This window comes from Steroidobacter cummioxidans (assembly GCF_003104955.1).
Genome location: NZ_LSRW01000091.1, coordinates 1 through 10,446, shown reverse-complemented (window position 1 = coordinate 10,446; position 10,446 = coordinate 1). Strand labels below are relative to the sequence as shown.

The window sequence follows — 10,446 nt, the reverse complement described above, 5'->3', positions numbered from 1 at the left end:
GCAGCGTCAGATGTGTATAAGAGACAGCAGCAGTTGCTCAACATCATCGATGCATTCATCGCGAACGAAACACTGAAGCAGCGCAGCTCGCGCTGAGGTCAAAGAGGCGACCGACTGAACTACGGCGATTCTCGATGAGCAGGAGGGGTGAGCGATGCTCCGATTTTTCACATACGCATATGTGTTGATCCGCCCTTCAACCCGATTGGATCGGATTCGACGTATCGCCCCGTCGCCGGGTCGTAATCGCGATAGTAGTTGTAGATAAATCGGCCCGACGCGGTTCGTCGTACACGACGACGATTTTTCCAGTGCCTTCGTCGACTTAGCAGCGCCCGAGCCCGCAGCAAGCGTGCCATTCCAAGTTGATGAGCCCGGATGCGAGTTTTGGCTTAGCTCGATAGTGCCCTTTGTTATCTAATTATGCATCCACTTTTGCGATCGTCCGTAACAAAGCTCTGAATGGCGCCAAGTCATCGGCGAGATCGAAGTCTCGCCTTGCCATCAAATGTTGAACAAGCTCCTCGGTCAGCCGCACCAGGTGACGAGCTTGCTCAATCGATGGCGACCTTGGAGTTGCCCTCTGCAATCTCTGATGGGTAGCACTCTGAGATAAAAAAAAGACCAGACCCTCAACGAAATCAGCGCCCGGAAAGCGGACAGCCAATTCAATGAGCCTGGAGAGCAACGGCCACAGCGCTTCGTCTGTAATGCTAGGGATAGCCATGCGGCCCCAGCGAAGGTCATCCTCGCCGCCATAGACGACGCCTCTGCGGAACTCCGTTTTGAGTTCGTTTCGAAATGGATCGTCCGCTTGGAAAGCCTTCTCCCAAAACCCGTCATTGAGTAACTCGGGATCGATGCTCATCGAGTCGCCCTCGGCCTCGGCGGACCGCACCAACCGCAGCCCGTGTCTTCGGCGATGCGAACACGACGCTGCATCCCATTGTACGAATCCGAGATACGGTGCCCATGCGTAATGCTCCAGCCGAAGCATCGTCGACTAAGCTCCGTCTGCGTAATGACACACGCCAAATGTCGGCTAACCTTGAGGTCAAGCTCTTCACAGCTGTCCCCATACTCGCACCGCCGATTGGCTTCCTTGCACGTTCTCACTACCAACCCTCTTAGCAACGGACACTCAGGACTCAGAGGCAAGCGGCCGTCTACGTCGATCAGCATAGTAGGTCGATTCAACGCATACCGATACGTGTTAAGCCCGCCCTCCAGACCCGACGGATCACTTTGCACATATCGACCCGTGGTCGGGTCATAGTCCCTAAAGTAGTTGTAGATAGATCGACCCGACGCGAGCCGTCGTACCCGACGGCGATTTCTCCAGTGCCTTCGTCGACTTAGCAGCGTCCGAGCCGGTAGCAAGTGTGCCGTTCCAAGTTGATGAGTCCGGATGCGAGTTTTGGCTTAACTTCGGGTCGGTCAATCGACATGCTCGTCTGTAGCATCAGTCATCCTGCGTCTTGCGCTCGGGGAGCAAGCGATGTGCCCACGCACGTTCCCTGCCGTATTCCTTCGCAAAGTAAAACGCGTCACCGTCAGGAATCAAAGGATCCTCACAAAGAAGATGCGGATTGGCGCCAGCAGACAACAGAGCTTCGGCGTGGTCGGGACAGTCCTCTATGATCGCCAGTTGTAGAGGGGTATAGCCTTGGTATGTGTGCAGATTCGGATCAGCCTTTGCTTGAAGCAGCAGCCGCAATGTATCTAGTGTCTGAAATCGCCCCTGTGAGCGACCGAGAATTGCCTGCCCTACCGGCGTAGTCCGGGGGTATGCAACAACGCGGTACGCGACATTCGAACGTCCTTCATACTCGAATCTGAAGTTCACGTCTGCCTGTCTGTCCAGCAGCATCTCAATGCTGTGCACATTTCCGTAGAAGCAGAGCTCGCACAGTAACGTGCTGCGGTCTTTTTCTGGAATAGACCCTAGGCCGTGCAGGATCTCTTCCACCTCAGCCCATCGTTGCTCGAACGCAAATGGCCCAATGTTTGTAAGCGCTGTCATGATCTGCTCAGCCTCAGTTGGTCAAACACATTCCCTGACAACTCTTGATCTTGTCTTTGGCGACACGTTCTTCGCGATCGTGCCCAGCGTCCGATTTTCCGGCATGGCACACCGCCGTTACGAACTGCCTCAGCAATAGACATGCCTCGGCACTCGCGAGCTTGAACTGTGCCGTCGCGGTACTGTCACCGGGAGCGCATCCCGGAATGTCGCAGAATGGATGGTAGATCCGATTAGGCTGCATGCGACAGAAGCGCTGCCTGCAGGTGCTCGGATTGATGATGCACTTTGCCAACTCTTTACAGACAGCCGGCGCGCGTGAACACACTCTCGCCAGGAGAGCGCCCCCGATGGCTGCTCCACCTGCCGCTGCATTTTCTCCCGTCTCATCCACAAACATTAGAGGACTGTTGTTGGCGTAAGCGTACGTATTGAGCCCTCCCTGCAGCCCAATCGGGTCTGACTCGACGTATCTTCCCGTCGCCGGGTCATAATCCCTAAAGTAGTTGTAATTCAGCCCTGTCTCCACCACGTAAATCTGCCCCGGGAATCGCAGATGGAAATCGAACACCCCGACGCCCGACGGGTTGTTATTCACCGTGCCGCCACCAAACGGCTCGGCATCCCAGCGCCAGCGAATACCGGGATTGACCGACCCCGTGATCAATCGCGGCGTGTTCAGGTGATCCGTATGAATGTTGTAGATGTTGATGCCGCCAGTGGCTTTCGGCCGCAGGGAAATGATCGGGATATCCCCCAGCCAAACAATCTCCTCGACCAAAGCGCCGCTGCCGCTGTACGTACCCAGAACGTGACCGGCCTCATCATAGTAATAGAGGGTGTTCGTGCCCTTCTGGATCAGCTGCCCGAGCGCATTATAGACGTAGCTCGTGGTCACGCCGCTCTTGGTGGAGGAACTCATCCGCCCACGGTTGTTGTAGGTGAAGGTCAGCCCGGTGAAGCTCGTCGTGTTGCCGGCATTGTCGTAGCCATAGGTGCGCGTCAGCGCACCGGACGTGCTCGAGAGGCGATTGCTGTTGGTAGCAATGGCGAAGGTCGACGCAGTGGTGCCCGTCTGCGTCAAGCGGTTGCCATTGGCATCGTAGGTGTAGCCGAGCGTGGTGCCGGGCGTCGACGCGCTGGTGAGCCGGTCGAGATCGTCGTAGCCGTACGTCCAGCTCAACGCTGCGTTGCTTGCGTCGGTGATGCCCGTGATGCGGAACGCATCGTCGTAGCTATAGGTCTTCAAGACCTCGCTGTCGATCTGCGTCACCTTGCCGTCTTGATCGAACGTACGCACCGCCAGCGCGCCGTTGGCCCAGGTCCATTGCCGCACGGGGCCGAATGGCTCGTACAGAATGCCTGACACCAGCAGCGTGCCGTTCACGCTGACGCTAGTAACCTTGCCGTTCGTGTACCCGTAGGTGATCACTTGGCCCGAGGGCGTCGTCATGCTCTGGCGCAGGCCGTTGGCGTACGAGTAGCTGGTGGTCTTGCTGACCGACCCGACCGCCTGCCCGGCCGTTAACACCCGACCCTGCGCATCGTAGGTCCACGACAGCGCATGATTGCTGTCGGCAACGCCGGTCAAGCGACCGTTGCCATGCGTCCCCGTATCATAGGTATAAGTGAGGGTCGGATCGGTGTTAGAGCCCGTAGCAAACGAGGCGGTCGCCACGCGATTCAGCGCGTCGTACGTGTATGTCGAGACCGCGCCGCGCGCATCGGTGCTCGTGGCAAGGTTACCGCCGGAGTCGTAGGTGTTAGTTGTGACGCCCGTGTCGGGACTGGTCTGCTGCTCGAGGTCGCCAAGGGCGTTGTAAGAGTACTCAGTGACCAACCCGCGCGGATCGGTAACGGATATGAGCTGATCGAGCACGCTGTAACCGTACTGCGTGCCGCCATTCAGAGGATCTGTGGCACTGGTCAAGCGATTCAGTTCATCGTAACCCTGACTCGAATCGCGCCCTAGCGGTGCCGCGATGCTGGTTTGGTTGCCATTGTTGTCGTAGCCAAACGTGGTTGTAACATTAGCGGTGTTGGCGGCTCCGATCTCTTTCTGCAGACGGTTCAGTGCATCGAAAACTCGGAAGCGAGTCCGCGTCAGCGCATTCGAGGGATCGTACGCTTGCTCACCAGTGCGATTTCCCATCAAGTCCAGTGTGTAGTGGATGCGATTCCCCTCTGCATCGCTTATGTCGCTGAGGCGATGGGCTGCGTCGTATGTGTACTCAAGGTAACTTCCATCAGGCAAGGTCGTCTTCTTGGGCAAACCAGTCGGCCAATACTCGAGCGATGTCACCTCGGTACCAACGGCGCGTGAAATCAGACGCTGGCGCAGGTCATAGGCCAGCGTTGTGACGACACCGTTCGGATCGCTGATCACCAACGGCTGGCCGTGCGCGTTGTAGGTGCTGTAGGTCGTTACGTGACCGCCGGCGTTAGTGATCGTGTGCACATGACCACACTCATAGCCCGTCGAGCAGCTGTGGTACGTGTATGTTGTGACGTCGGAGACATCGGTTCTCGGGCCATTCACGGTTAGCACTTGGCCAAAGCTATTGTAGGAGTAGGTCCAAGCACGAGATTGGTTAGTACTCGTGTCAAGAACGGTTCTTGTGAGAATGTTTCCTCTGGCGTCATGAGTAAAGCTTGTAGTCCTGCCGCTCTCCTCGATCACTGCTGGAAGCCGGAGCTGTGGATGCCAGGTTGTGCTGACGCTCCGCGCGCGCGGAGTGCCCGAAGCCTCCGTGCGTGAGAGCTGGAGATTCCGCGCCTGATCATAGGTGTAGGTAGTTACGTTGTTCCTGAAGTCCGTCGTCGAAGAAGGATTTCCAGCAGCATCGAACGACTTGGACTTGCTCGCGCTTCCGCACGTAGCACAGGGCTCACTCAGACCGGTCAGACGTAACCCACCACCAAAGCGCCCATGAGAGTATGTGCGGACGGTGTTCAGAGGATCTGTAACCGTCGTGATATTCGCACTGGGATATGTAAACGAGTAGCGATTCACCCCTTGCGCGTGCGCTGAGACTGCGACCCGGCCATCGGAATGATAGCTGTATGAAGCAAAAGCAACTTGCGACTCGTCGTTGATTCCTGTCAGCGCATCAGGAAGAGAAGAGTTCTCGTATCGATAGGTGCGAGAGCGCGCGTCAGGATAGGCAACCCCGACGAGACGCCTAGACGTGGACAGATACTGATACACGTAAACGCCACCACCAGGATCGATCATCGTCGCCAGGCGATCGTAAGTATCGTACGTGAATCGCAGCAGGTGGCCGAAGTCGTGGCGAACCGCAGTTAACCGACCACGCACATCATACTCCATTAAATGCGTGATTCCAGCGCGGCTCTGAATGGAAAGAAGCCTACCGTTGGCGTCGTAGCTTTCACGTTCGTCGAGGGTCGTGATTAGCGTCCATCCCGTAGTAGCGCCATTTGAATCTACGTGTTGAATGAGCCGGTCATTCGCACTTGCATCCCCATGCCAGACCCCGCCGACGGATTTGTACCGAACAACCTGCCCTGTATGTCGATAGAGATCCACTGCTGGATAGAGCGGATGTTCGTTGAACATCACTGCGCGGTCGTAAGTGCCACGCCACATAGGCGAGCGCCCCACAAAACCGGGTCCGCTCGGCGAAGTTCCTCCGTACAGCGCAGCGGCACTGTTGTAGCTACGCGCATACTCAAGGGGAAACTCACCTGTTCCACGATAGTCGACCTCCTTTGTGTGTTTGTTACCAGTCGCGGCGTTTACCGGATTGGCTACCTGGAGATCACAATCCTCATTGGGACCGAAATCTTTCCGCTGGCGGAGCGAAGCTGCGGGATTGCGCCAGCAGTATGAATACGCGGGCGCAGTCGAAACGTTGTAGTCGAACCCTGCCGGGCACGCGACGCTTCGCGAGCGGACCAGCTGAACATCGCCGGATGAAAAGTTATCCGAACATGCGGGAGTCCCGTCGGTGGAGCGCACACCGTTTAATCGCATATTCCATTTTGTCTGATTCGCCTCCAAGCCCAGCCAGATCCTCAATGTAAAATTATCGCCACCGCTCACCGGCGGCTCCGGAATGCGTAGCGCATCCCTATAGAAGATCCCGGGAGGTACCGGCTGGAATGGAGGGTTGTGCAGATCCGAGCTGCAAGCCTTGTAGACGTTGCGAACTCGCGTCTGGAAATCCTGAACTGCCTCAGCCTCGGAAGGGAATGAATGAGGACCCGCCCAGGTTGCGCTGACATACCCGTAGCTATAGGGCCCGACTTCTGGCCCGGTACACTCAGCAGTTCCACCTTGCTCTATGCAAGTATCTTGTGCAGCGTTCCCGGCTATTGGAAACAGGGGACCGGCGAACAAGAGAACTGCGCACTGAAGAGCCGTGACAAAGGCCGTTGTTTGCATCGGCGTTGCTTCGTCACTAACACCTCCATTAGCGTCCTGCCCTCGCGCACCATTTGAATACGCACCACTTACTACGTGCCTGCGACGTTCAATCACTCCTTGCTCCCTGATGACAATGGCCCCGCAACTGAGATCCAATCTCGTGAGCCGTGCGTTCTATCCTTTCACAAGGATCGACGCTAATCCGCCCTTTCGTCAACCGCGAACCAGGAAATTCAGGGTTTCCATCACTCAACAGGGCGCGTCCACACGCCCAACACTCGACGCGTCATCAAGAAGAAATCAGGATCGCTTCTCCTTGCCGCCCCAGCGGTAGAATGTCACACGGCAAAGACCCACTGCCATGGCCGTTACCCAATCAAAGCAGACTGCTGTGCTTTGGCCAGAATGGACTCCTCACTCGATGGCTTGAAGAGGCGGCGGCCTCGGACACATTGGCGAGCACCTGTGTTACCCTCATTCAATGAATAGGAGAACATGCAGACGAGGGATGTCGTGATGCGCGCGAATTCCACATGAGCGCTCGTAGTTAGGAAACGTCAGGTCTTTGCACGCAACCCAACGCGATTGGTTCAGGAGGGGCGCCTGCCCTGCTGGCAACATATCAGGAGGATTCGATGTTGCATTTCTGGTCTCAGCGAAAAGTATTCGAAACCCTATCGGCGATTCTGACCGTTGCGGCGTAGCTACGGCGTCTATCACTATTGGTGGAACGGCAGCGCCGTCGAGAATCGGGCGATCACTGCGGCGAACCAGGTCATCGGCGTCCCTACTGTCGTCCGGACCACGGGCAATCGCCTGAACGTTTTCGTGCGCGCGCACCCGAGCAACACCTCATACACAGCAAACAGCTTGCTTCACATGACGTCCATTGGTGGCACCAACTCGTGGGCGGTTGCGGGCGTCGGCCAACAGGCGATCACCGATTTCCCAAGCGCCGTCGTCGACAACGCCGGCGAAACGCGGGTATACGCGCGCTCAGAGACAGGAGAATTGCTGGAGGCACGCTACCACTCGGGAGGCTGGAATTGGTCGACCATCTCAACCGTCGGGTAACCAAAGATCGTTGGCAGTCCGAGCGCCTCGCTGCAGTCGAACGGCGAGGTTCATGTGTTCGCGAGGCTCACCACGGATCATCTGGGCGTGTTCGCCGAGGAGAGGGGCGTGGCAGTTCACTGAGGTGACTGGAACGAAATTGAGCCTGTCGCCGACGCCATTCGCAAGCGGGACTTTCGCGCGAGGCTCCGTGACGTCCCTGCTCCGTTTCAATGGATCGACCTGGACGAACTTGGGCGGATACAAGGACTGACCTGTACGGTGCCCTCGTACGCACCGAGTGGGTCTCGCAAGCGGGGTCGGTTGCGCGTGGTTAGGAGAACGAAAGTCCAGCGCTAATTGAGACCGCCCGGTTCCTGTAAGTGATCACATCGTTGCCGGGTGACGCGCGAGCGGCATCGACGACTTGGAAAGGATGAGTTTGGACCGAGAGCGCACGATTGACCTCATCGAGACCGACCAGACACCACTCGCGCGCTTCCTCGCGGTGTCGTCCGCAATAACCTCGTCTGAGCGATCTTGGCTGGATCGATTTTGTTCACACGCGCTCCAGCGAGTACTCGTGGTGCAACCCGCCGAGTATCGCTTTGGCATGCACAGAGCGAAAATCAGCCAGTCGATGCCGCGACTTCGCCAACGGCACCGAGAGATCCACAGGCGGATCGGGAACGCCTGGCCCCAACGCTGAGTGGGGGCGCCCGCGATTGTAATGTGCCACCCATGATTTCAGCGTCTGACGCAGATGAGCCGCCGAGAGCGGAATGAGCCAGTCCAAACACTCTCGGCGAATGGTCCCGATGACGCGTTCGCAGATGGAGTTCGCTTTAGGACTGCGCGGCGGGCTCTTCAACACGCGCAGCCCCAGCCGCTGGATAGACCCATCCGACTCCGCCGAGAAGATGGCGTCGCGATCATGCAGCAGGTACTCATATTGCTCCTCGTATCCCACCGCATCGCGCAGTTGCTGCCGCGTCCACTCCGCAGTCGGATGCGCCGTCACATTGAAGTGAATGAGCCGACGGCTGTAGTGTTCGATGACAACCAGCACGTATAGCACTCGAAACGTGCTGGTCACAGCGACAAGGAAATCACAGGCGATCACACCCCGCGCGTGGTTGCGAAGGAAGGTCGACCACAGCTGACTTCCCCTCGGCCGACCCGGCGCCGGTCGCGGCATGTGCTTCGCTACCGTGCGAGGCGAGACTCGAAGACCGAGCTTCAGCAGCAGCTCGTTTGCGATCCGCTCTTGACCCCACACGGGATTCTCCTCTGCCAGCCGTCGGATCAGTTCGCGGAGTTCTTTCGGAATCGGCGGCCGTCCAGCTCGCGACTTCCACCGCCAAAAGAGTCGGAAGACCGCCCTGTGCCAGCCGAATTAGCGTCTCCGGCCGCACCACCACCAGAGCGCTCCGCCAATCGAAACAGCGCGACAGCAGCGCCAACGTCACTCGGGTTGCCGCATCCACCCGCCGAGGCTTCGCCCCGCGCTCCCGATACAGCGCCAGCTGCCGACGCAGAAAAAGTATCTCCGCCTCCAACGACTCGCGCGGCCGAAGCAAGAGCCCGCACCACAGGATCAAATCCCAGGTCAGTCGGACGATCATGGAGAACGCGCTTAGCACCATGATCATGCCACAGTTGCGCCCGCCGGCCACTTCAGAGGCCAGATCGAACTGTTGCGGAGGACAGGCGGATGTATCGCTCGATTCGGACGAGTCGACGGTGCGCTAGCTCAGCGCAAAGATAACCCACAGCGGCGCTGCCACACGACTCCGTTATAAACAAGGAAAAACGGACAGATTGAGATAGCCCATTTCTCCTACGGACTGACTATGAAACAAGCATCTCAAGCGATCAATGCCTGCGCGGCACTCGGACCCATCCTGCGAGACGCTTGCTCTCCTTACCATCGACTGCAACCAACTTGTAGCTCCAGAGAACTATCAAGTTATCCTTCTGCAGCGCTTTATCCATGTCTTTGAAGAAATCATGCATCTCAATCTGCCCCTCGATCTTAGCACCTGGTTTCAAGTGGATTGTCTCAGGACCCAAATCGTCTATGGGAAATCTCTGATCGAGTGGCTCGTTCGGACTGCTCTCACGCACTGCGGCCAGTATCGTGCTGTAACGACCACCCCAAGGCAACGAACTGCTGTTAATCTCGATGGAAGAGGTGCTGTTGTTTCGAACGATGGCCTTCAACTTCGCGCTTGAGGCAGCGCCTTCTTGAATGCTGATCTCAACAGTCACATTCAAGCAGCACTCCGCAACAGCGACCGTCGGAACGGAACTCGCAATGAAAATTCCGAACAATAGCAGCTTCATTATCTTCATGGCCTTTTTCCTATACTCCTTCCAGCTGCCCCAAACGCTTTATAATTGGCGGTCGACATACATCACATTCTGACAGCGAACTTAGTTTGCGTTGCAGACACTCTCTTTCTACTTGATATGCGGCGTGCTCCATTGGGCCGCGATCCGTTTCGGGCATCGCGACTCTCATGCCACGAGCCGCCCCCCGGCAAACGCGCCCTCTGCCGGAACGAATAATCTGATCTATGTGAGTCAGCTCATGCAGCATCATGCAATCGCTGACGCACTTCTCATTGAGCGGACTCATCGGCTGAAGCTGACTAACCATAGATCCATTTCCATCGCAAATTACGGTGTTACGGCCCGGATTCGGAAGAAATAGCTCCAAGCCTTGTGGGTCTAAGAATGAAACCGGATTTCCATTCACGTACCCATAGACATTCAGTCCTCCACCTAGACCGATCGGATCACTCTGCGCATACCTCCCCGTACTCGGGTCATAGTCCCTGAAGTAGTTGTAATTCAGTCCCGTCTCCGCCACGTAAATCTGCCCCGGGAATCGCAGATGGAAATCGAACACGCCCGCGCCCGACGGGTTGTTGTTCACCGTGCCGCCGCCAAATGGCTCGGCATCCCAGCGCCAGCG

At 57.2% G+C, this 10,446-nt stretch carries 7 protein-coding genes and 2 pseudogenes; 1 reads left to right on the top strand and 8 read right to left on the bottom strand.

Annotated features, from left to right (window positions below; all coding sequences use genetic code 11):
• Positions 1 to 153: 153 nt before the first annotated feature.
• The 5 genes and pseudogenes from D0550_RS37300 to D0550_RS30795 all read right to left on the bottom strand — a co-directional run.
• Positions 154 to 263, bottom strand: a pseudogene (locus D0550_RS37300) (RHS repeat-associated core domain-containing protein); the annotation flags it as partial.
• A 158-nt stretch (positions 264 to 421) separates the two neighbouring features.
• The gene (locus tag D0550_RS30810) at positions 422 to 868 is read right to left on the bottom strand and encodes a hypothetical protein (protein WP_153067432.1); all 447 of its coding nucleotides are present in this window, start codon (positions 866 to 868) and stop codon (positions 422 to 424) included.
• A 293-nt stretch (positions 869 to 1,161) separates the two neighbouring features.
• A pseudogene (locus tag D0550_RS37295) lies at positions 1,162 to 1,293 on the bottom strand (RHS repeat-associated core domain-containing protein); the annotation flags it as partial.
• Between the two features lie 169 nt (positions 1,294 to 1,462).
• Positions 1,463 to 2,023, bottom strand: a complete 561-nt coding sequence (locus D0550_RS30800; protein WP_116813030.1) for an ankyrin repeat domain-containing protein — start codon at positions 2,021 to 2,023, stop codon at positions 1,463 to 1,465.
• A 13-nt stretch (positions 2,024 to 2,036) separates the two neighbouring features.
• Positions 2,037 to 6,089, bottom strand: coding sequence for an RHS repeat-associated core domain-containing protein (locus D0550_RS30795; RefSeq protein WP_161966157.1), 4,053 nt, complete (start codon positions 6,087 to 6,089; stop codon positions 2,037 to 2,039).
• A gap of 1,017 nt (positions 6,090 to 7,106) precedes the next feature.
• Here D0550_RS30795 and D0550_RS30790 point away from each other — a divergent pair.
• The gene (locus tag D0550_RS30790; RefSeq protein ID WP_116813028.1) at positions 7,107 to 7,487 is read left to right on the top strand and encodes a hypothetical protein; all 381 of its coding nucleotides are present in this window, start codon (positions 7,107 to 7,109) and stop codon (positions 7,485 to 7,487) included.
• A gap of 538 nt (positions 7,488 to 8,025) precedes the next feature.
• Here the strand turns inward: D0550_RS30790 and D0550_RS30785 are convergent.
• From D0550_RS30785 to D0550_RS30775, 3 genes are all read right to left on the bottom strand, one after another.
• Complete coding sequence (locus tag D0550_RS30785) at positions 8,026 to 8,745, bottom strand: integrase core domain-containing protein (RefSeq protein WP_116813027.1); 720 nt, start codon at positions 8,743 to 8,745, stop codon at positions 8,026 to 8,028.
• A 596-nt stretch (positions 8,746 to 9,341) separates the two neighbouring features.
• Positions 9,342 to 9,821 (bottom strand): hypothetical protein, encoded by a 480-nt coding sequence (locus D0550_RS30780; protein WP_116813026.1) that lies wholly within the window; start codon positions 9,819 to 9,821, stop codon positions 9,342 to 9,344.
• A gap of 10 nt (positions 9,822 to 9,831) precedes the next feature.
• On the bottom strand, positions 9,832 to 10,446 hold a 615-nt coding region (locus D0550_RS30775; protein ID WP_161966156.1), incomplete at its 5' end, for an RHS repeat domain-containing protein.